Raw genomic sequence first — 19,371 nt, forward strand, 5'->3', positions numbered from 1 at the left:
GATCCCCGGCTGCGGATACGTGAGGTTGCCGACAGTTACCCACGCAGCCCGGAAGCGGCTGGAGTAGGCCATTCCTCTCCCGACTATGCTCGGTCAGCGCCGTTTTCCCCAGCCCCCGACCACCGCCCCTCAACGCCGGCGCTTCGCGCCGCACCCGCCTGTTTGGAGCATCCATGCCCCTCAAGATCACCGTGATCGGCACCGGCTACCTCGGCGCCACCCACGCCGCGGCCATGGCCGAGCTGGGCTTCGAGGTGCTGGGGCTCGATGTGGTCCCCGAGAAGATCGAGATGCTTCAGCGGGGCGAGGTCCCGATGTACGAGCCCGGTCTGGAGGATCTGCTGCGCCGCCATGTCGCCGGGATCGAGGGGTCCTCCGGCCGGCTGCGCTTCACCACCTCCTACGAGGAGGCCGGGGCCTTCGGCGATGTGCACTTCGTCTGCGTGAACACCCCGCAGAAGCACGGTGAGTACGCCTGCGACATGAGTTACGTGGACAGCGCCTTCGACGCGCTGGCTCCGCATCTGACCCGGCCCACGCTGGTGGTCGGCAAGTCCACGGTGCCGGTGGGCAGCGCGGCCCGGCTCGCCGCGCGGCTGGCCGCGGCCGCCCCCGCGGGCGAGGCCGCCGAGCTGGCCTGGAACCCGGAGTTCCTGCGCGAGGGCTTCGCCGTCAAGGACACCCTGCACCCGGACCGGATCGTCGCCGGTGTGACGAGCGCGCGGGCCGAGGAGCTGCTGCGCGAGGTGTACGCCACCCCGATCGCCGAGGGCTCGCCGTTCATCGTCATGGACTACCCGACGTCCGAGCTGGTGAAGACCTCCGCCAACTCCTTCCTGGCGACCAAGATCTCCTTCATCAACGCGATGGCGGAGGTCTGCGAGGCGGCCGACGGCGACGTGGTGAAGCTGGCCGAGGCCATCGGGCACGACGACCGGATCGGCAAGAAGTTCCTCCGGGCCGGCATCGGCTTCGGCGGTGGCTGCCTCCCCAAGGACCTGCGGGCGTTCATGGCCCGCGCCGGTGAGCTGGGCGCCGACCAGGCACTGACCTTCCTCCGCGAGATCGACTCCATCAACATGCGGCGCCGCGGCCACATGGTCGAGCTGACCCGGGACGCGGTCGGCGGCGGCTTCCTCGGCAAGCGGGTCGCCGTCCTCGGTGCGACCTTCAAGCCCGACTCGGACGACGTACGCGACTCCCCCGCCCTCAACGTCGCCGGCCAGATCCACCTCCAGGGCGGCCAGGTCACCGTCTACGACCCCAAGGGCATGGAGAACGCCCGGCGGCTCTTCCCGACGCTGGCGTACGCGGACACCGCGCTGGAGGCGGTGCGCGGCGCGGATGTGGTGCTGCATCTGACGGAGTGGCGCGAGTTCCGTGAGCTGGACCCGGCGGCCCTGGGCGAGGTGGTCGCCGAGCGCCGCATCCTGGACGGCCGGAACGCGCTGGACCCGGCGCTGTGGCGCAAGGCCGGCTGGACGTACCGCGCACTGGGCCGCCCCCAGGCGTAAGCGCCCCCTTATTCGGACTCCGCGCGACGGGCGCGGTAGCTCCGCATCTTCGCCCGGCTGCCGCAGACCGCCATGGTGCACCAGCGGCTGCGGCCGGCCGGGCTCCTGTCGTAGAAGACCCAGCGGCAGTCATGGGCCTCGCAGGCCTTGAGCCGGGTCCAGGTGCCCTCCGCGACCGCGGTCGCGATGCCCGCCGCGATCCGCGCGGTGAACTGCGCGGCGCCGCCGAGCCCCGGAGCCGGACGCAGCGCGGCACCGCCGTCCGGAGCCACCGCCAGCACGAGGGGCGCGGCGGCGAACAGCCGCTCCAGCGTCCGGGCCGTCCGCTCCGGTACGCCGGTGCCGGCGGTATGCGCCAGACACACCTCCCGGAGCGCCTCGCGCAGCTCCTGGAGCGCCGCCAACTCCCGCTCCCCCGCCCCGGGTGCGGCCACCCCGTGCGCACGCAGAAACGCACCGGGGCCGCCGTCGGCGCTCAGCGCGTCCGCGCCGGTCTCGATGTCGAGGGTGTTCACCAGATCCTGCACCCACCGCAGGGATTCCGGAGCCGTTCGGGATGCCACCCTTGTCACGTTACCGATACTCGGCCATCATGCGGTAACGAGGTTACCGGTTGAGTGGATGAGGAGGTAACGCCATGGGTTTGATCAAGCTGGGCGTCGTCGCACTGGACTGCCCCGACCCCCGGGCACTCGCCAACTTCTACGCCCAGGTGCTCGACTGGCAGGTGACGGGAGGCGACGACGAGTGGATCGAAATCGCCGGCCCCACCGGCCGCACCCTCGCCTTCCAGCAGGTGACGGACTACCACCCGCCGCAGTGGCCCGGCCAGGAGATGCCTCAGCAACTGCATCTCGACTTCGACGTCCACCGCGCGGACATCGACGAGGCCGAGCGCAAGGTTCTCGCCCTGGGCGCGAAGCGAGTCCAGGGCGACGCGGAGGGACGCGACTGGCGCGTCTACCTGGACCCGGCGGGCCACCCGTTTTGCCTTTGCCTCAAGTAGGCCCCCCGGCCACGGACAGGGGTGTCCGGCCCCCACCCACCTGCACTCACTCCCCCAACGGGAGGGGACGGGCCGGAGGGGCGGTGTGTGGGGGGTAAAGCGAAGCAGTCCCACACCACAGTCCCCGAGGTCCCTCCCCCCCCCCCCCCAGGGGGGGGGGGGGGGGGGGGGGGGGGGTGGGGGGGAGGAAAAACAAACCCCCCCCCCCCCCCGGCCCCGGAGGTCCGTCACCGCACCCAACAACAACCCAGCCCGCCGCGTGGGGGTACCTCCCACGCCCTTCAGGCAGTGGGGGAGCAACGGCGAGCAACCCCCACGGCGGGCCAGCCGAAAACGCGGGATCAGCCGCCCGCTACCGACTCCGCCGCGCGCAAAGCGCGCACGGCGTTCTGCCACGTCAGCTTCGCCAGATCCCCCTCCGACCACCGGCGATCCATCAGCTCGGCGATCAGATTCGGGTAGCCCGCGACATCCGCCAGGCCGTCAGGCGTGAACGCGGTGCCGTCGAAGTCGCCGCCGATGCCGAGGTGGTCGACACCGGCGACCTCCCGCATGTGGTCGAGGTGGTCGGCGACGGTCGCCACGGTGGCCTTCGGGCGCGGGTTGGCCGCCTCGAAGGCCCGCTGGACGGCCATGCCCGCCTCGGTGGTGTCGAGGTGGTGCAGACCGTGGGCGCGCATGTTCTCGTCGGCGCGCAGCGTCCACTCGACGGCGGCGGGCAGCACGAACTTCGGCACGAAGGTGGCCATCGCGACCCCGCCGTTGGCGGGCAGCTGGGCGAGCACGTCGTCGGGGATGTTGCGCGGGTGGTCGCAGACGGCACGGGCCGAGGAGTGCGAGAAGATCACCGGCGCGCTGCTGACGCGCAGCGCGTCCCGCATGGTGTCGGCCGAGACGTGCGAGAGGTCGACCAGCATCCCGCAGCGGTTCATCTCCCGGACGACCTCTTCGCCGAAGGCCGAGAGTCCGTGGTGGCGCGGCTCGTCGGTCGCGGAGTCCGCCCAGTCGATGGTGTCGTTGTGGGTGAGCGTCATGTAGCGCACGCCCAGCTCGTAGAGCGCGCGCAGGGTGCCCAGCGAGTTGTTGATGGAGTGGCCGCCCTCGGCGCCCATGAGGGACGCGATCCGGCCCTGCGCGCGGGCCGCCTCCATGTCGTCGGCGGTGCGGGCCAGCCGCAGCACGTCGGGGTAGCGGGCGGCCAGCTGCCGGACCACGTCGATCTGTTCGAGGGTGGCGGTGACGGCCTTGTCGCCCGCGTAGTCGGAGCGGACGTAGACCGACCAGAACTGTGCGCCGACGCCGCCGGCCCGCAGCCGCGGCAGATCGGTGTGCAGATGCGCGGACTGGTCGGCGGCGATGTCGCGTTGGTCGAGGTCGTAGCCGACCTGCTCGCGCAGCGCCCAGGGCAGGTCGTTGTGACCGTCGACGACGGGCCAGCGGGCGAGCAGGTCCCGTGCCGCCTCCTGGGAGGGGCTCACTTGGCCCCGCCGAAGCCGAAGCCGTTCGGGGTGGCGACCTTGGTGCGCAGCCGCTTGCCCTTCTCGGTGGCCTGGTCGTTCAGCTCCTGCTGGAACTCCTGCATCCGGCCCATGAGTTCGGCGTCCTGGGTGGCGAGGATCCGGGCGGCCAGCAGCCCGGCGTTACGGGCCCCGCCGACCGAGACGGTGGCCACCGGCACACCGGCCGGCATCTGCACGATGGACAGCAGGGAGTCCATGCCGTCCAGGTACTTCAGCGGGACGGGGACGCCGATGACCGGCAGCGGGGTGACCGAGGCGAGCATCCCGGGGAGGTGGGCCGCGCCTCCGGCACCGGCGATGATCACCTTCAGCCCGCGCTCCGCGGCCTGCTCGCCGTACGTGATCATCTCGCGCGGCATGCGGTGCGCCGAGACGACATCGACCTCGTAGGGGATCTCGAACTCGGCGAGGGCCTGGGCGGCGGCCTCCATGACGGGCCAGTCGGAGTCGGAGCCCATGACGATGCCGACCACGGGGGACGGGTCGGAGGGGCGGTTCTCGGGCGGCACACTGGACGTCATTCGGTGATCGTTCCTCGCAGGTATCCGGCGGCATGAGCGGCGCGCTCGCGCACGTCGGCCAGGTCGTCGCCGTAGGTGTTGACGTGTCCGACCTTGCGGCCGGGCTTCACGTCCTTGCCGTACATGTGGATCTTCAACTGCGGGTCCCGCGCCATGCAATGGAGGTACGCGTAATACATGTCGGGGTAGTCGCCGCCGAGGACGTTGGCCATGACCGTCCAGCGGGCGCGCGGGCGGGGATCGCCGAGCGGGAGGTCGAGCACGGCCCGGACGTGGTTGGCGAACTGCGAGGTGATCGCGCCGTCCTGGGTCCAGTGGCCGGAGTTGTGCGGGCGCATGGCGAGCTCGTTGACGAGGATCCGGCCGTCGGCGGTCTCGAAGAGCTCGACGGCCAGATGGCCGACGACCCCCAGCTCCTGGGCGATGCGCAGCGCCAGCTCCTGGGCCTGGCCGGCCAGCTCGGAGTCGAGGCCGGGGGCGGGCGCGATCACGGTGTCGCAGACGCCGTCGACCTGGATGGACTCCACGACCGGGTAGGCGACGGCCTGGCCGTGCGGGGAGCGGACGATGTTGGCCGCCAGCTCGCGGGTGAAATCGACCTTTTCCTCCGCGAGGACGGGCACCCCGGCGCGGAACGGCTCGGCGGCGTCCTTGGAGGATCGTACGACCCAGACGCCCTTGCCGTCATAGCCGCCGCGGACCGTCTTGAGGATCACGGGAAAGCCGCCGCCCTCGGCCGCGAAGCGCTCCACATCCTCGGGATCGGAGACGATGCGGTGCCGTGGGCAGGGCACGTCGATCGCGTCCAGCTTCGCCCGCATCACCCCCTTGTCCTGGGCGTGCACGAGCGCGTCGGGACCAGGACGGACGGGGATGCCGTCGGCCTCCAGTGCCCGCAAGTGCTCGGTGGGAACGTGCTCGTGATCGAAAGTGATCACATCGCAGCCACGGGCGAAGGCGCGCAGCGTGTCCAGATCGCGGTAGTCGCCAATGACGACATCACCGACCACCTGAGCCGCGGAATCCTGCGGAGTGTCGCTGAGGAGCTTGAATTTGATGCCGAGGGGGATACCCGCCTCGTGGGTCATACGGGCGAGCTGACCGCCACCGACCATGCCGACTACCGGGAACGTCACGCCCCCCAGGGTATCCGCCCGGCTCCGCTGCCCCGATACCGGCTTGGATGATCCTCTGAGTTCGCGCGTTCGAAGTGCGTCGATGAAAGATCGACACCGGCCCCGGCGCCCGGCCGGGGTACGGGACCGGCGCCCGGAGCGGGCCCGGCGCAAGGGGAGGCCGGATGGAGCACAGCGGCATACCGAGGGGCACCAGGACGCTGGTGATCGTCGTCGCGATCACCGCGCTGCTGGTCGCCCTGCACTCCGTTTTCAGCCAGTTGTCCGCGCCGGAGGTCTATGACGCGGACGACACCGAGATCGTGGTCTCCCCCGGTGACCGCTTCAGCGTGCGGGTCACCGACGACCCCGCGGGCGGCTACCGCTGGATCATCGCCGAGCCGCGCCCCGACCCGGCCGTCCTCAAGGCCACCGGCGGGCACCTGGCCACCGGCGGTCCGCCGCCGGCCGGGCCCGCCCGCTACCTCGCCTTCGAGGCCCTCCGCACGGGCCGTACGGACTTACGGCTGCTGCGCTGCCGGCGCTGCGGCCCCGGCGCGGCCGACGAAGCGGGCGCCCGGAGCCTCAATTTCCGCGTCACCGTCGGCTGACCCGGACGGCCCTCGGGGGTTGTCCACAGCCCCGTCGTGTGGCAGGCACCCGTCTCGGGGCGTGGTTAGCATGAGGGAGCGGACCAGGGTTGGCGGCCCGCGGAGACCGCACAAGACGGGGAGCTGAACGATCACCATGAGTGAACGGAGCGCACTGCGGTCGCGGCTGGAGGCGCTCGCTCGTGAAGTGGTGAAGTTCGGCGCGGTCGGCGGCGCGGGGGTCGTGGTCAACTTCGCGGTGTTCAACCTCGTACGGCAGCTGACCGAGGTGCCCGTCGTCCGGGCCAGCATCATCGCGACGGTGGTGGCGACCGGCACCAACTACCTCGGCTACCGCTACTTCACCTACCGCGACCGCGACAAGCGGGGCCGCACCAAGGAGCTGACGCTCTTCCTGCTGTTCAGCGCGATCGGCCTGGTGATCGAGAACGGCCTGCTCTATGTCGCGACCTACGGCTTCCACTGGGACAGCCCGCTCCAGAACAACCTCTTCAAGTTCCTCGGCATCGGCCTCGCCACGCTCTTCCGCTTCTGGTCCTACCGCACCTGGGTCTTCCGTACGCTGCCCGCGCGCGAGGCCATAGAGACGGCCGAGTCCTTCCTCGCCGACGGCCCCCGGCGCCCGCGCAGCCCCTCCCGCAAGTAGCCCGGCGCGCTCCGGCCCGGCCGCGCACGCCCGCCGCTCACTCCTCGGCGGGCTCCGCCTCCCGGGCCAGGAACAGCGCGAAGACCGGCGGCTGCTGCTGGAGCAGCTCCAGCCGGCCGCCGTCCGCCTCCGCCAGGTCTCGGGCGACGGCCAGCCCCAGACCGGTGGAATTGCGGCCGGACACGGTCCGCTCGAAGACCCGCGAGCCGAGGTCCGTCGGCACCCCGGGCCCGGCGTCGGTGACCTCGACGACCGCCTGGTTGCCGGTGACCCGGGTGCGCAGCGCGACCGTTCCGTCGCCGTGCATCAGGGAGTTCTCGATCAGGGTGGCCAGCACCTGGGCGACCGCGCCGGGGGTGCCGACCGCCCGCAGCCCCTTCTTGCCGGAGCGCACGATGGCGCGTCCCGCGCTGCGGTAGGCCGGCCGCCACTCCTCGATCTGCTGCTTGACCACCTCGTCCAGGTCGAAGGCGACCGCGGAGCCGCTGCGCGGGTCCCGGGAGTTGGTCAGCAGCCGCTGGACGACATCCGTCAGCCGCTCCACCTGTGCCAGCGCGATGGTGGCCTCTTCCTTCACGGTGTCCGGATCGTCGGTGAGGGTGATCTCCTCCAGCCGCATGGACAGCGCGGTCAGCGGCGTCCGCAGCTGGTGGGAGGCGTCCGCGGCCAGCCGCCGCTCGGCGGTCAGCATCCGGGCGATCCGCTCCGCGCTGGCGTCCAGCACATCGGCGACCCGGTCCAGTTCCTGGACGCCGTAGCGGCGGTGGCGCGGACGGGGGTCGCCGGAGCCCAGCCGCTCGGCGGTCTCCGCGAGGTCGGTGAGCGGCGCGGTCAGCCGGCGGCCCTGCCGGACGGCCAGGATCACCGCCGCGATGATCGCCAGCAGCGCCACGGCGAGGATGACCAGCAGCGTCCGGCCGATCTCCGCGCTGACGCTGGAGCGCGACTCCTGGACCGTGACGGACTCACCGCGGTCACCGTGCACCCGGGACTCGATGACATCGCCCGAGGGCCGCTTCCCGATCTCGATCGGCGTCTTGCCGGGCACCGAGATCCGCGCGTACCTCTTGGCGGTGATCTGTTCGGAGAGGACGTCCGGGGTGATCTTCTCGCCGCTGCCCAGCCGGCTCTCCACTATCCCGACGAGCCGGATCGCCTCGGACGCCACGCTCTCCTGCGCACCGGCCTCGATGGTGCGGGTCTCGACGATGACGAGCGAGACACCGAAGACGGCGATCACGACGAGCACCACGGCGAGCGTGGAGTTGATCAGGCGGCGGCGCACGGGTCAGTGGCTCTTTTCAGCTTTTTTCGAAGCGGAAGCCGACACCGCGGACGGTGGCGATGTAGCGGGGGTTGGCGGCATCGTCCCCGAGCTTCTTGCGCAGCCAGGAGATGTGCATGTCGAGCGTCTTGGTGGAGGACCACCAGGTGGTGTCCCAGACCTCGCGCATCAGCTGGTCGCGGGTGACGACCCGGCCGGCGTCCCGCACCAGGACCCGCAGCAGATCGAACTCCTTCGCCGTGAGCTGGAGTTCCTCCTCACCCATCCAGGCACGGTGCGACTCGACATCGATCCGCACCCCGTGGGTGGCCGGCGGCTGCTGGGGCTCGGCGGTGGAGCCGCGGCGCAGCAGGGCCCGTACGCGGGCGAGGAGTTCGGCGAGCCGGAAGGGCTTGGTGACGTAGTCGTCGGCACCGGCGTCCAGGCCCACCACGGTGTCCACCTCGTCGGCGCGGGCGGTCAGCACCAGGATGGGGAAGGAGTGGCCTTCGTTGCGCAGCCGGCGGGCGACCTCCAAGCCGTCCATTCCGGGCAGCCCCAGGTCCAGGACGACGAGGTCGATGTTCCCCTGGAGACCGGCGTCGAGCGCGGTCGGGCCGTCCTCGCGCACCTCGACTTCGTAACCCTCGCGGCGCAGTGCGCGGGCGAGCGGCTCCGAGATGGACGCGTCATCCTCGGCGAGCAGTACACGGGTCATGGCCCGATGGTAGTCCGATGTACCGGCGCCGAGGGGCGGACCAGCGCGGATGGCCGACGACGGACCGTTCCTGCACCGATAGCGCCCTGAGCTGCACAAGCCTCGGGCGCGCGCGGGAGCGCGGAAGCGAACGGCGGGCGCCGATGGTTCCCCGTGGCGGTGTGACCGTTGTCTCACGCAGGCCCTCGCTGACAGAACGAGTCGTAAGGTGGATGAACGTCCGTCGCACCACTTCCGGGACCTTTGACTCTCAACTGACGTCATCGGTCCCTCGTTGTGTCCGGGACCGCCACCAACGGCCCCGTCACACAGTGATCGACCTGCCGACCGGGTCCGGCGCGCGTGCCCCACGGGGGGCATGGAATCCGGGGTACGACCGTCCTGCCGGCCCTTCAACGGTGCCGAACCTCCCGGACGTGGAGGCGGGCGGGACTACCCGGTGCCGGGCACCCCCACCCGGGCGCGTATCGGCTGCGAACGCGTCCCGTAGCAGCAAGGAAGCATCCATGGCGTCCAGCCTGACGAAGGACGCTGCCCAGCAGGGGAACCCTGCCAACGGCGGCAAAACCTTCTTCGGCCACCCCCGCGGACTGGCCACTCTCTTCATGACCGAGATGTGGGAGCGCTTCAGCTTCTACGGCATGAAGGCACTCCTCCCGCTGTACCTGATCGCGCCCGGCGGCATGAATATGCCGGCCACCACGGCCACCGCGATCTACTCCGTGTACCTGGCGATGGTCTATCTGCTCGCCATGCCGGGCGGTTGGATCGCCGACCGCTTCTGGGGACCGCGCAAGACGGTCGCCATCGGCGCCGGAGTGGTCATCGCGGGCCACATCACGCTGGCCCTGCCCACCTCGGTGAGCTTCTTCGCCGGTCTCGTGCTGGTCGCGCTGGGCTCCGGCCTGCTGAAGGCGAACATCTCCGCGATGGTCGGCCACCTCTATGACGGCCCGGAGGACCCGCGCCGTGACGGTGGCTTCACGCTCTTCTACATCGGCATCAACGTCGGTGCCTTCCTCGCCCCGCTGAGCATCGGCACCGTCGGCGAGAACGTCAACTGGCACTTCGGCTTCACGCTTGCCGCGGTCGGCATGGCGCTCGGCCTCGCCCAGTTCCTGCTCGGCACCCGCCATCTCAGCGCGGAGAGCAGCGTCGTCGCCCAGCCCGCGACGCCCCAGGAGCGGGCGTCCGTACTGCGCAAGGGCCTGATCTGGCTGATCGTCGCGGCGGTGTTCTACACCGCGCTCGCGCTGACCGGGAACTTCGCCGACTGGGCGCTGATGCCGATCACCATCGCCGGTCTGGTCATCCCGATCGCGGTGCTGGCCCGTATGAAGCGCGACAAGGAGCTCACGGACCTCGAACAGTCCAAGCTCTCGGGCTACATCTGGTTCTTCGTGATCGCCGCCATCTTCTGGATGATCTACGACCAGAACGGCTCGACGCTGTCGATCTTCGGTGAGCGTTCCACGACGAACGACCTGCTGGGCTTCCACTTCCCGACGTCCTGGTACCAGTCGCTGAACCCGATCTTCATCATGGCGCTGGCCCCGCTGGTCGCCTCGGCGTGGCTGTGGCTGAACAAGCGCGGCAAGGAGCCGAGCACCGCCGTCAAGTTCGCGTCCAGCCTCGGGCTGATCGGCATCTCGTTCGGCGTCTTCCTCATCCCACTGATCGACACCGCCGCCAACGGCGGCAAGGTCAGCCCGATGTGGCTGGTGGCGATCTACTTCATCCAGACCATCGGTGAGCTGTGCCTCTCCCCGGTCGGCCTGTCGGTCACCACGAAGATGGCGCCCGCCAAGTACGGCTCCCAGATGATGGGTGTCTGGTTCCTCGCGGTCACCGCGGGCGACTCGGTGGCGGGTCTGCTGACCTCGCCGCAGTTGAACGTCGACCTGAACACCTCGTTCTCGGTCGCCGTCGAGGCCTGCCTCGCGGTCGTCGCCGGCTTCGGCATCTGGACGTCCCGCAAGCGGGTCAAGCAGATGATGGGCAGCGTCAACTGACGCCTGCCGGCCCCGTACAACGGAAGGGGGCGTCGCACCGCCGGTACGACGCCCCCTTCGTGCGTGCCGTGGACGTACCGCGTCAGCGGATCTGTGCCCGGCGCCGCGGCAGGAACGTGAACACCGCGCCGCCCAGCAGGATGACGGTGCCGGCGACGAGGCCGAGCGCGGTGAGCGCGCCGTGGTCGCTCGCACCGGTCTCGGCGAGGCCGCCGCCGCTACCGCCCGAGACACTGGCCGGTCCGGCGCTGCCGCCGGAGGCCGCCGCACCGCCCGCGCCGCCCGCCGAACCGCCGGACGTACCGCCCGGCTGCGCCGAGGTGTCCAGGGCGAGCGAGACGCCCGGGTCCTTCTCCGGGGTGCAGGTGGTCGTGGTCCCGAGGGCGTTGACGGTGAGCACGCCCGGGGTGAGCGTGGCCTTGCCGGTGGCCCCCGGCTTGTAGGTGCCCTTCAGGTCAGGGATCTCGATCGGCTGGCCCGACTTGATGGGCCCGGCGTTCGTCGGCCCCTCGACCTTCACCGACCCCTTGTCCGCGCCGCCGACCTTGACGGCCATCGACGGCTTGACCGAGCCCTTGGGGATGTCCGCCGGGCTGTCCATGACGGACTTGCCGAACTTGACCGTCAGGTCGTAACCGCCGCCCTTCTTCACGGCGTTGATCCGGACCGGTGAGGTCGCCTTCTTGTCCCCGATCGGCGTCTTGCAGGCGTAGGGGACCTCGACCTCCTTGCCCTGGTACGCGGTGCCGTCGGGGTCGCCGCCGGAGCCGCCGGAGCCTCCGGAGGCCGAACCGCCGGACGAGCCGGCGGACGTACCGCCGTCGGTGCCGCCCCCGGAGGACGTACCGGCCGAACCGCCGCCCGTGGTGGTGCCGCCCGTCGTCCCCGACGTGGTGGTGCCGGTGGTGGTGCCCGATGTGGTCCCGGACGTGGTCCCGGACGTGCTGCCGCCGGTCGTACCGCCGGTACCGCCCCCGCCGTCGGTCACCTTGATGGTGACCGCGGGCTGCACCGTCTCCTTGGGCGAGCACTTGGTGTCCGTCGAGATCGGCTGGTTGACGTTGATGTTGTAGAAGCCCGGCGTCAGCGTGACCTCACCCGGCTTCGCCAGCTTGAGCTTGCCCTTCATGTCGGACAGCTTCATCGCACCGCCCTTGGGGATCGGCGGATTCTCCCGCGGCCCCTGCATCGCCAGATCGCCGGTCTGGGCCCCGGCCACCTTGATCGTGCCGGTCGGCTGGACGGTGTTCTCCGCCAGATCGAGGATGTCGGGGTTCTTGGAGGCCCCCTCGACGGTCTTCCAGACCACCTCGATCTCCTCGCCGACCTTCGCCGTCGCCGGCGCGCTGACCGCCACCTTCGTGGTGCCCTGGATCGGCGGCAGCCCGGATATCGGCGGCGGCAGACACTCCGTCTTGTACGACACCTCCGCGGCCTGGGCGGTGCCGGCCGCGGTCATGATGCCCGCACCCGCGAGCACCAGCGCGGCCGTCGCGGCCACCGCGGCTCTCCTCCGTTGCCTCATCACGCAGAACCTTTCGACGTCGGTCGTTCGGTTGATGTGGTGGTGGACGGTGCGGTGTCCGGGGTGAACCACGGCAGCGCGGCGGAGTCGTCCGGCGTACCGGTGCCGTCTCCGGCGCGCGAGCGCGCGATTCGGTTCCTGATGCGTTTTCCGGTGCCGGCCGCGCCCGGCGGCCGGCCGGCGGCGTGGCTGCGTCCGGCCGGCCGCGGGCGGCCCGCGGAGCGCCCGCGGTCCCGGCCCGGCAGGTGCGGACGGATCCGGTCCACGAAGGCCATCCCGATGCGGAACACCGCCGTCGGGACCACCACGCAGAGCAGCACCCAGAAGAGCGTCACGCCCCAGGGCCTGCCGACCCCCCAGGGCTGCTCGACCAGGACCTTGCCGCCGTATTTGAGGGAGACCAGATAGTCCCCGTGCGCGCCGGCCGGCAGCTCGACCGGCAGCCTGACCTCAGCCTTCTTCCCGGCGGGGACGGTCCCGCGCCATTGCTGCTCCGCCCATTGGGGCGCGAAGACGCCGTGGGAGGTGCCGACCTGGAAGACCGGATCCTTGGCCGGCGCCGGACCGAGATTGCCGACGGTGACCCGCAACTCGCGCTGCGCCGGGGCGCCGAACCAGGTCAGCAGGTTGCTGCTGCCCGTCAGCCGGGGCTGGGCGACGACCGCCAGCCGGCCGCCGGGGCGCTCCTTGGGCAGCGGCGCCACCGGGTGGCCCGCCACGGTGAACGGCGCCTCCGCGTCGGCCGCCGCACCGGTCACGGTCGCCACATGCACCACACAGGGGCAGGGCTTGGGCGGCTCGGCGACCGGCAGCTTCCGGCGGAACGCGCCGTGCGCATCGGTGGTGACGGCCCGACCGTCGCCGTTGGCGCAGGCGTTGGTGCCGCCGATCATGTTCTGCCCGCAGATCAGCAGCGTGAGCAGCGCCTTGGGCCGCCAGCCGCGGCCGGTGACGGTGAGGGTGCCGCCCTTGCCCGCCTCCTTGGCGGAGAGCCGGACGGCGGGTTTGCGGTCGGCGGCGGTGGCGTACGGGGCGGCGGCCTGCGCGGCACGGGCGGCGGCGTACGGAGCGGCCTGCGCGGCCGCGGCCGGCAGCAGGCCGGGGGCGGGGGCGAGGGCCAGCCCCAGTACGAGCGCGGCCGCGGCCCGCCGTCGCCCCGGCCATAGAGCACGCTCCGCCGCCCGGAGCACCCCGGAACGGACCCCGCCGATGCCCGTCGACCTGCCCACCGACCTGCCCGTACCCGTCTCGCCGTTCACGTGCGCGCTCCTGATCCGCTGCTCGCCAACTCCGCTGCCGGACCCGCCGCTTCCCCTTCGGGCGGCCGCGCCGCGCCGCCCGCGCTCCGCACGGGTCCGCCGCCCCGTCCGCCGCCCGCCCCCTTGGCACGGCGCCGGCGCCGGACGACCACCAGGCCGCCCGCGCCCGCCAGCAGGAACACCGGCCCGGCGACGACGCCCCAGGGGAGCGCGGTGTACGAGGCGGTGGCGGACCCGTGCGCACCGCCGTCCGCGGTCACCGTGAGCCGCACCGTCACCGCGTCCAGCTCGGGCGGACCGTCCCAGGTCTCCGCCAGGTCGGCACTCTGCCCGGGGGCCAGCCGGTCCGGCAGGGTGCGGGCGGCCCGCCGCAGCACCGGGCCGAAGAGCCCGTCGGCGCGCACCGCCAGCCGCGGGCTCAGCACCGTGTTGCCGCGGTTGACCAGCGTGTACCGGATGACCGCCGCCCCGCCCCGGCCGCGTACCGACACGTTCTCCACGGTCAGCGCGGCCAGCACCGGCCCGGTCACCCGCAGATGCACCGGTACGGTGTCCCGCTCGGCCGCGCCGCGCCCCGTGCCGCCCGCGGTCGCGACCAGCACGGCGGAGTGGTCACCGGGGGCCGCGTCCGGCGGCACGGTCACCGTGAACGGGACGGTCGCCCGGGTCCGCGGCGGGACCGTCACCTCCCTGGCGGCGAACGCGAGCCATCCGCCGGAGCCGCGCAGCCGTACCGTGACGGGCCGGCCGGCGGGGTTGCGCAGGGACAGCCGGTCGTTCATGACGGTGCCCGGCGCGCCCGCCAGGTAGAAGTACGGGCGGTCCTGGTCGCTCGGTGCGGCGCCGTCGGCGGGCGCGGGCGCGGCGGACCAGCCCGGCGGCCCGCCCGGTGCGGCGGCCGGCCGGGCCGCGGCCGCGGCCGCGGCGGGGCACAGCAGCACGGCGGCGGTCGCGAGGATCGCACCGCGGACCGCTGTGCGGGGACGGAACGGCATCGGCGGCTCCTGGTGCGAGGGGGTGCCTCCCCGTGCCGGCCGGGGAAGCGGGGCGTACGGGAACGGCGGGGCACCGCGCGGGTCCTGGCCTCCCGCGCGGCGGGTCACACCCGCTGGTGACGGCGGGTCAGCCAGAGCGCACCGGCCGCACCGGCCAGCAGCACCGTGCCGCCGAGGGTGCCCAGCGCGACGGCGGAGTCCGCGGGTCCGGTCTGCGGCAGCTGCCCGCCGGCGGAGGCGCCGCCCGTGGCGGAACCGCCGGTGCTCCCCGAGCCGCCGCCGGCCCCCTTCACGTCCAGGGTCAGCGCGGGCTTCGGATGGTTGCTGGGCGTACAGGTCGTGGTGGTGCCCAGCGCCTTGATGGTGAGGGTGGACGCCGTGAAGGTGACCTTGCCGCTGCCCTTGGGCGTGTAGGTGCCGCTCAAGTCACTGATCTTGATGGGGGTGTTGGCCGGAATGGCCTGGTCGTTCGGCGGCCCGGCGACCGGCACCGTACCGCTCTCCGCGCCGCCCAGCTGGATCAGCGCGGTCGGCTTCATGGCGCCCTTGCCCAGCTCGACCGGGCTGGAGGAGACGCCCTTCTGGAAGGACATGACGAGCTTGTACGCGCCGCCGCTGGGGGTGCTCTTGATGTCGATGGGCGAGACCGCGCCCTTGTTGCCGATCGGCGTTTTGCACTGGTAGTTGACGTCGACGACCTGGGCATGGGCGGCCGGTGCGGTGAGCATCACCGCGGACCCCGCCGCCATCGCCACGGCCGCGGCGAGGCCGGCCGCCCGGCCCGGGCGCCTGCCGTGCTGTTCGTAGAAGCGGGCCACCTCGGTTCCCCTTCTCCCGTGAGCGCACCGCCGGATTTTACTGACGGCACATCAGATTGGCCGCTCAAGGTACGCCGGGGACCTTGCCGAGGGAAGGCAATGCGCAGCCCCGATCGGCCCGGGCCCGGGGCAGCGGGGAAATCCGGCCTGGAGCACGGCGGCCCGGAGGTGCTGAACGGAAGATTCCGCACACGACGAAGCGGGGGGCCACAGGCCCGCGCTCAACTCTTCCCGGCGAAGCCGCCCCTTCAGGACGGCGCGGCGAGCTCCGCCCATACGGTCTTGCCCGCCCCGTCGGGGTGGCGCACCACGCCCCAGTCCAGACACAGCCGCTGCACGATGAACATGCCGTGGCCGCCGGGACGGCCCGGACGGTGGGGGCTGCGCGGCGCCGGCTGGCCCGTGCCGAGGTCGCTGACCTCCAGGCGCAGCACTTTGCCGGTGCAGCGCAGCCGCAGCTCCTCGGGCCCCTCGGCATGCAGACAGGCGTTGGTGACCAGCTCCGAGACGACGAGCAGCACATCCTCCGCCGCGGCCCGCCGGTCCGCGCCGGCCGCCGGCAGCCAGCCCCAGTCGTGCAGGGCCTCCCGGGCGAAGTCACGGCCGCGCGCCACGGCCCCTCGGGCGCCCGCCAGGCGCAGCCGACGGATCTGACCCGCCGGGAGGGCGGCTGCCGGGGCGGCGGAAGCGCCGGCGCCGCCCGGCTCCGGGCCGAGATCGCCCGGCGGGTACGGCCGGGTGGTGCTCATCAGCGCTTCACCTCACCGATTCGCCTGTTCACGGAAAACAGATACTGACTGATTCAAGGATTCAGATGTCTCCTGCCCGACCGGACGGTGAGAACACCCACTTCTTGGGTACGGAAGTTGTGACACGTACTACGTGCCCGGAATGCAACGTTCCGGACTCCGCTGTCACGTCAGTCGGCCAGCGCCGCGTCGAGCGAGTCGTGCACCGTGAAGACCGCCTCCGCGCCCGTGATCTCGAAGACCCGGGCCACCACCGGCTGCATCCCCGCCAAATGCACCCCGCCCCCCTCGGCCTCCGCCTTCAGGCGCGCGCCGAGCAGCACATTGAGACCGGTGGAGTCCATGAACTCAAGGGGTGAGCAGTCCACCACCAGGCGTGCGTAGCCGTCGTCGACGCAGCCTTCCAGTGACTCACGCAACAGATCCGCCGTATGGTGATCCAGCTCACCGGAGACCGTCACCACCGCGCTGGCGCCGTGATGGCGGATCTCGACGTGAAGCCGGCCCCGGCTTGCACTGCCGACCGTCCCGCGGTCCATGCGCGCGCACCCCTCTTGCTGTCTAGACGACTGTTTGCTTACCGACTGCGCTCGTCGAACCCTACGCCTTCCTGACGCCTCTCGGTAGCCGAACAATCCGCATATTGCTCAATATACGGACAACACGCACTTGCCATCTTCAGTCAAAGCCAGGTAGGCGTAGAAGCACACATTCGAAACGGCCGGCTTTGGAGGCGCCGCACACCGCAGCTTCGCGTAGAGGCATCGGCAGCCATATGCCGAGAACGATGGAGGAGACCATGTCACCCCGGCTCGACGAATTGCGCACCGACGACACCCGGCAGCCCGCATCGTCGACACCCCCGTCCGACCCGACCGGACAGATCCCTGCCCAGTCACTGCCTGTCGAATCAGATCTGGCAGAGATGACTGAGGTCGACGATCTGCCCGAGATCCCGCCGTTCGACGAGGTGGGCCCGGTGGACGCGAGGGCTCTGTCCAAGACCCTCTTCGAGCGACTCGAAACGCTTGAGGAAGGCACCCACGAATTCGCGTACGTCCGCAACACCCTGGTCGAGCTCAACCTCGCGCTGGTGAAGTTCGCGGCCTCCCGGTTCCGCTCCCGCAGTGAGCCCATGGAGGACATCGTCCAGGTCGGCACGATCGGCCTGATCAAGGCGATCGACCGCTTCGAACTCAGCCGTGGCGTCGAGTTCCCGACGTTCGCGATGCCGACCATCGTCGGCGAGATCAAGCGCTTCTTCCGCGACACCAGCTGGTCGGTGCGGGTACCGAGGCGGCTTCAGGAACTGCGTCTGGACCTCGCCAAGGCCGGCGATGAACTCGCGCAGAAGCTGGACCGCGCCCCCACGGTGCACGAACTCGCCGCGCGCCTCGACATCAGCCGTGACGAGGTCGTCGAGGGGATGGCCGCGAGCAACGCGTACACCGCGAGCTCGCTGGACGCCCAGCCCGAGGAGGACGACAGCGAAGGCGCGCTGGCGGACCGCATCGGCTACGAGGACCACGGGCTCGAAGGCATCGAGTACGTGGAGTCCCTCAAGCCGCTGATCGCCGAACTCCCCTCGCGCGACCGCAAGATCCTCTCGCTGCGCTTCGTCGCCAACATGACGCAGTCCGAGATCGGCGAGGAGCTGGGCATCTCCCAGATGCACGTCTCCCGTCTGCTCTCCCGCACCCTCGTCCGGCTCCGCAAGGGGCTGATGATCGACGAGTGAGGGACCCGCGGTCCCTGCCGGCCACCACGGCCGGCAGCCGCCCGCGCGAAGGAGGGCCTGCCCCGGGGTACTCGGGACGGGCCCTCCTTCGCTGTGTACGGGCGGCTCGGCGCGACGGTCCGCGCGGCGTATGAGCGGCGCGCGCGGACCGTCCGGCTGACCGCTGTCAGACGCGAACTCCCTTGTGCCACACGGCCGATACGAGCGGGACGCCCGGCCGGTAGGCGAGGTGGACGTGCGAGGGCGCGTCCAGGAGGGCGAGGTCGGCGCGGGCGCCGGGGGTGATCCGGCCGACGTCCGTGCGGCGCAGTGCGCGGGCGCCGCCCGCGGTCGCCGACCAGACCGCCTCGTCGGGGGTCATTCCCATGTCGCGGACGGCCAGCGCGATGCAGAACGGCATCGAACTCGTGAAGGACGAGCCGGGGTTGCAGTCCGTGGAAAGGGCGACGGTGGCGCCGGCTTCCAGGAGCGGACGGGCGTCGGGCCACTGGGCGCGGGTGGAGAACTCGGCGCCCGGCAGCAGGGTGGCGACGGTGTCGGACTGCGCGAGGGCGTCGATGTCGGCCGCGCTGAGGTGGGTGCAGTGGTCGGCGGAGGCGGCGCCGAGCTCGACGGCGAGCTGGACGCCGGGGCCGTGGCCGAGCTGGTTGGCGTGCACCCGCGGCACCAGACCCTTGGCCCGGCCCGCGGTGAGGACGGCGCGGGCCTGGTCGCCGTCGAAGGCGCCCTTCTCGCAGAAGACGTCGACCCAGCGGGCGTGCGGGGCGCAGGCGTCCAGCATCGGGCCGGTGACCAGGTCGACATAGCCGGCCGGGTCGTCGGCGTAGTCGGGCGAGACGATGTGCGCGCCGAGGAAGGTGACCTCGTCGGTGTGCTCGGCGGCGATGCGCAGCGCGCGGGCCTCGTCGTCGACGGTGAGCCCGTAGCCGGACTTGGTCTCCTGGGTGGTGGTGCCCTGGCGGAGCGCCTCGGCGAGGTAGCGGGCGATGTTCGCGTGCAGGGCCTCGTCGGTGGCGGCGCGGGTGGCGGCGACGGTGGTGCGGATGCCGCCGGCGGAGTAAGGGCGGCCGGACATCCGGGCGTTGAACTCCGCGGTACGGTCACCGGCGAAGACCAGGTGGGAGTGGGAGTCGACAAAGCCGGGGATAGCCGCCCGGCCGCCGGCGTCGACGGCGTTGTCAGTGGCGGGTGCTTTGCTGGAGGTACCGACCCAGGCGATGCGGTCGCCGTCGATGACGACCGCCGCGTCCTGGATCAGACCGAGGGGGCCTTCGCCGAGGGAGGGGTCGTTGGTGACGAGCTGGGCGATGTGGGTGATGGCGGTGGTGGGCGCGGAGGTCGTCGTCATCGCGGGGGTGTT

Annotated in this window: 19 protein-coding genes; 6 read left to right on the top strand and 13 right to left on the bottom strand. The window is 71.7% G+C overall.

All coding sequences use genetic code 11. The features are described 5' to 3' along the window. The first annotated feature begins 173 nt into the window (after positions 1–173). Positions 174–1,514 (top strand): UDP-glucose dehydrogenase family protein, encoded by a 1,341-nt coding sequence (locus tag ACZ4XD_RS25000; RefSeq protein WP_468045519.1) that lies wholly within the window; start codon positions 174–176, stop codon positions 1,512–1,514. Between the two features lie 8 nt (positions 1,515–1,522). Here ACZ4XD_RS25000 and ACZ4XD_RS25005 read toward each other — a convergent pair whose 3' ends face one another. Then, a complete protein-coding gene (locus tag ACZ4XD_RS25005) occupies positions 1,523–2,077 on the bottom strand; it encodes a CGNR zinc finger domain-containing protein (protein ID WP_468045521.1) in 555 nt (184 codons plus the stop codon). Positions 2,078–2,151: 74 nt separating this feature from the next. On the opposite strand from ACZ4XD_RS25005, the gene ACZ4XD_RS25010 reads away from it, so the two are divergent. Then, positions 2,152–2,520 carry a VOC family protein gene (locus ACZ4XD_RS25010; RefSeq protein ID WP_468045523.1) on the top strand — a complete coding sequence of 123 codons (369 nt, stop codon included), beginning with the start codon at positions 2,152–2,154 and terminating at the stop codon, positions 2,518–2,520. Positions 2,521–2,861: 341 nt separating this feature from the next. Here ACZ4XD_RS25010 and ACZ4XD_RS25015 read toward each other — a convergent pair whose 3' ends face one another. Genes ACZ4XD_RS25015 through ACZ4XD_RS25025 form a run of 3 tightly spaced genes read right to left on the bottom strand, consistent with a single transcriptional unit; the run spans position 2,862 to position 5,676 of the window. Then, entirely contained in the window at positions 2,862–3,998 is a 1,137-nt protein-coding gene (locus ACZ4XD_RS25015; RefSeq protein WP_468045525.1) for a dipeptidase, read from the bottom strand. Further along, a complete protein-coding gene (gene purE / locus ACZ4XD_RS25020; RefSeq protein ID WP_468045527.1) occupies positions 3,995–4,561 on the bottom strand; it encodes a 5-(carboxyamino)imidazole ribonucleotide mutase in 567 nt (188 codons plus the stop codon). The genes ACZ4XD_RS25015 and purE overlap by 4 nt, the downstream gene beginning before the upstream one ends. Continuing rightward, positions 4,558–5,676 carry a 5-(carboxyamino)imidazole ribonucleotide synthase gene (locus tag ACZ4XD_RS25025; protein WP_468045603.1) on the bottom strand — a complete coding sequence of 373 codons (1,119 nt, stop codon included), beginning with the start codon at positions 5,674–5,676 and terminating at the stop codon, positions 4,558–4,560. Before ACZ4XD_RS25025 ends, purE begins: the two co-directional genes overlap by 4 nt. Positions 5,677–5,861: 185 nt before the next feature. On the opposite strand from ACZ4XD_RS25025, the gene ACZ4XD_RS25030 reads away from it, so the two are divergent. Both ACZ4XD_RS25030 and ACZ4XD_RS25035 read left to right on the top strand, forming a co-directional pair. Further along, the gene (locus ACZ4XD_RS25030) at positions 5,862–6,287 is read left to right on the top strand and encodes a protease inhibitor I42 family protein (protein WP_468045529.1); all 426 of its coding nucleotides are present in this window, start codon (positions 5,862–5,864) and stop codon (positions 6,285–6,287) included. 136 nt (positions 6,288–6,423) lie between these two features. Next, positions 6,424–6,933, top strand: coding sequence for a GtrA family protein (locus tag ACZ4XD_RS25035; RefSeq protein ID WP_468045531.1), 510 nt, complete (start codon positions 6,424–6,426; stop codon positions 6,931–6,933). Positions 6,934–6,970: 37 nt separating this feature from the next. On the opposite strand, the gene ACZ4XD_RS25040 is transcribed toward ACZ4XD_RS25035, so the two are convergent. Both ACZ4XD_RS25040 and ACZ4XD_RS25045 read right to left on the bottom strand, forming a co-directional pair. Beyond that, positions 6,971–8,218 carry an ATP-binding protein gene (locus ACZ4XD_RS25040; RefSeq protein ID WP_468045533.1) on the bottom strand — a complete coding sequence of 416 codons (1,248 nt, stop codon included), beginning with the start codon at positions 8,216–8,218 and terminating at the stop codon, positions 6,971–6,973. A gap of 16 nt (positions 8,219–8,234) precedes the next feature. After that, on the bottom strand, positions 8,235–8,915 hold the full coding sequence (locus tag ACZ4XD_RS25045; protein WP_033266590.1) for a response regulator transcription factor: 681 nt from the start codon (positions 8,913–8,915) through the stop codon (positions 8,235–8,237). Positions 8,916–9,421: 506 nt separating this feature from the next. On the opposite strand from ACZ4XD_RS25045, the gene ACZ4XD_RS25050 reads away from it, so the two are divergent. Further along, positions 9,422–10,927, top strand: a complete 1,506-nt coding sequence (locus ACZ4XD_RS25050) for a peptide MFS transporter (RefSeq protein WP_468045535.1) — start codon at positions 9,422–9,424, stop codon at positions 10,925–10,927. A gap of 82 nt (positions 10,928–11,009) precedes the next feature. Here the strand turns inward: ACZ4XD_RS25050 and ACZ4XD_RS25055 are convergent, their stop codons facing one another. From ACZ4XD_RS25055 to ACZ4XD_RS25080, 6 genes are all read right to left on the bottom strand, one after another. Further along, positions 11,010–12,452 carry a hypothetical protein gene (locus tag ACZ4XD_RS25055; RefSeq protein WP_468045537.1) on the bottom strand — a complete coding sequence of 481 codons (1,443 nt, stop codon included), beginning with the start codon at positions 12,450–12,452 and terminating at the stop codon, positions 11,010–11,012. Next, on the bottom strand, positions 12,452–13,711 hold the full coding sequence (locus ACZ4XD_RS25060) for a hypothetical protein (RefSeq protein WP_468045539.1): 1,260 nt from the start codon (positions 13,709–13,711) through the stop codon (positions 12,452–12,454). The genes ACZ4XD_RS25055 and ACZ4XD_RS25060 overlap by 1 nt, the downstream gene beginning before the upstream one ends. After that, on the bottom strand, positions 13,708–14,706 hold the full coding sequence (locus tag ACZ4XD_RS25065) for a COG1470 family protein (protein WP_468045541.1): 999 nt from the start codon (positions 14,704–14,706) through the stop codon (positions 13,708–13,710). Before ACZ4XD_RS25065 ends, ACZ4XD_RS25060 begins: the two co-directional genes overlap by 4 nt. A gap of 104 nt (positions 14,707–14,810) precedes the next feature. Beyond that, a complete protein-coding gene (locus ACZ4XD_RS25070) occupies positions 14,811–15,524 on the bottom strand; it encodes an LPXTG cell wall anchor domain-containing protein (RefSeq protein WP_468045543.1) in 714 nt (237 codons plus the stop codon). 248 nt (positions 15,525–15,772) lie between these two features. Further along, positions 15,773–16,273, bottom strand: a complete 501-nt coding sequence (locus tag ACZ4XD_RS25075; RefSeq protein WP_468045545.1) for an ATP-binding protein — start codon at positions 16,271–16,273, stop codon at positions 15,773–15,775. 170 nt (positions 16,274–16,443) lie between these two features. Further along, entirely contained in the window at positions 16,444–16,812 is a 369-nt protein-coding gene (locus ACZ4XD_RS25080) for an STAS domain-containing protein (RefSeq protein WP_018093152.1), read from the bottom strand. A 386-nt stretch (positions 16,813–17,198) separates the two neighbouring features. Between ACZ4XD_RS25080 and ACZ4XD_RS25085 the strand changes: the two genes are divergently transcribed. Beyond that, on the top strand, positions 17,199–18,011 hold the full coding sequence (locus ACZ4XD_RS25085; protein ID WP_468045605.1) for an RNA polymerase sigma factor SigF: 813 nt from the start codon (positions 17,199–17,201) through the stop codon (positions 18,009–18,011). Between the two features lie 166 nt (positions 18,012–18,177). Here ACZ4XD_RS25085 and hutI read toward each other — a convergent pair whose 3' ends face one another. Further along, positions 18,178–19,359: an imidazolonepropionase gene (gene hutI, locus ACZ4XD_RS25090; protein WP_468045548.1), complete on the bottom strand. Its 1,182-nt coding sequence runs from the start codon at positions 19,357–19,359 to the stop codon at positions 18,178–18,180. Positions 19,360–19,371: the final 12 nt, after the last annotated feature.

It is taken from the genome of Streptomyces sp. NPDC029466 (assembly GCF_055574515.1).

Excerpts from the sequence above, each read along its gene's own strand:
- ACZ4XD_RS25000 (WP_468045519.1), top strand. The coding sequence starts at position 174 with ATGCCCCTCAAGATCACCGTGATCGGCACCGGCTACCTCGGCGCCACC.
- ACZ4XD_RS25010 (WP_468045523.1), top strand. The coding sequence starts at position 2,152 with ATGGGTTTGATCAAGCTGGGCGTCGTCGCACTGGACTGCCCCGACCCC.
- purE (WP_468045527.1), bottom strand. The coding sequence starts at position 4,561 with ATGACGTCCAGTGTGCCGCCCGAGAACCGCCCCTCCGACCCGTCCCCC.
- ACZ4XD_RS25025 (WP_468045603.1), bottom strand. The coding sequence starts at position 5,676 with ATGGTCGGTGGCGGTCAGCTCGCCCGTATGACCCACGAGGCGGGTATC.
- ACZ4XD_RS25030 (WP_468045529.1), top strand. The coding sequence starts at position 5,862 with ATGGAGCACAGCGGCATACCGAGGGGCACCAGGACGCTGGTGATCGTC.
- ACZ4XD_RS25035 (WP_468045531.1), top strand. The coding sequence starts at position 6,424 with ATGAGTGAACGGAGCGCACTGCGGTCGCGGCTGGAGGCGCTCGCTCGT.
- ACZ4XD_RS25045 (WP_033266590.1), bottom strand. The coding sequence starts at position 8,915 with ATGACCCGTGTACTGCTCGCCGAGGATGACGCGTCCATCTCGGAGCCG.
- ACZ4XD_RS25050 (WP_468045535.1), top strand. The coding sequence starts at position 9,422 with ATGGCGTCCAGCCTGACGAAGGACGCTGCCCAGCAGGGGAACCCTGCC.
- ACZ4XD_RS25055 (WP_468045537.1), bottom strand. The coding sequence starts at position 12,452 with ATGAGGCAACGGAGGAGAGCCGCGGTGGCCGCGACGGCCGCGCTGGTG.
- ACZ4XD_RS25065 (WP_468045541.1), bottom strand. The coding sequence starts at position 14,706 with ATGCCGTTCCGTCCCCGCACAGCGGTCCGCGGTGCGATCCTCGCGACC.
- ACZ4XD_RS25075 (WP_468045545.1), bottom strand. The coding sequence starts at position 16,273 with ATGAGCACCACCCGGCCGTACCCGCCGGGCGATCTCGGCCCGGAGCCG.
- ACZ4XD_RS25080 (WP_018093152.1), bottom strand. The coding sequence starts at position 16,812 with ATGGACCGCGGGACGGTCGGCAGTGCAAGCCGGGGCCGGCTTCACGTC.
- ACZ4XD_RS25085 (WP_468045605.1), top strand. The coding sequence starts at position 17,199 with ATGACTGAGGTCGACGATCTGCCCGAGATCCCGCCGTTCGACGAGGTG.
- hutI (WP_468045548.1), bottom strand. The coding sequence starts at position 19,359 with ATGACGACGACCTCCGCGCCCACCACCGCCATCACCCACATCGCCCAG.